Source organism: Mesorhizobium sp. M0040, assembly GCF_040323505.1.
Lineage (GTDB): Bacteria > Pseudomonadota > Alphaproteobacteria > Rhizobiales > Rhizobiaceae > Mesorhizobium.
The window spans coordinates 1-535 of sequence record NZ_JAMYVA010000159.1 but is presented as its reverse complement, the minus strand read 5'-3'; the positions used below and the strand labels follow the sequence as shown (position 1 = coordinate 535).

Annotated in this window: 1 protein-coding gene and 1 pseudogene; both read right to left on the bottom strand. The window is 61.1% G+C overall.

Annotated features, from left to right (window positions below; genetic code table 11):
* A partial coding sequence (locus NKJ91_RS33770) for an SCO family protein (protein WP_352458955.1) occupies positions 1 to 317 on the bottom strand: 317 nt, incomplete at its 3' end.
* Positions 314 to 535 (bottom strand): annotated as a pseudogene (locus tag NKJ91_RS33765) (ABC transporter substrate-binding protein); the annotation flags it as partial. The pseudogene NKJ91_RS33765 and the gene NKJ91_RS33770, both read right to left, overlap by 4 nt.

Below are 535 nucleotides of genomic sequence, written 5' to 3'. Positions count from 1 at the left end.
GTGTCGCGCTCCGGGTCGACGGTGATCGAAACGAAGGCGATTTTCGGTCCGAATGCACTACCCAACTTTTCCTGCACGCTGGCCATATGGGCGGTCAGCATGGGGCAGACGTCGGTACAGTACGTATAGATGAATGAAACGGCGACCACCTTGCCGCGAAAGTCGTGCAGCGACACACGCACACCGTCCTGCGATACCAAGGTAAAGTCCGGCGCCTGTCCGATCGTCGGCAGGCGCTCGTCGTGCGGCGCGTCGTGCGCGTGTGCCGGCCCGGCCATCAGCGCCAGCAGCAAGATGCGCGCCGCCCACTCGCTCACGTTTTCATCTCGCGCTTGACCTCGTTGAAAAAGCGCCAATCCGTGCCGTTCGCGATGATCTCGTTTGGGTTCGACTTGACAATCCCGGCTTCATGCAGCCGCAGCGAGAAGAACCTCATCGTGTCCTCGGGATCGAAGTCGCGCCAATCAGAGTATGGGAGCTCGCGGAGCGACTGCACGGCGTAGTCGTATTGTTCGGTGTGTCCGCCATCCACCAG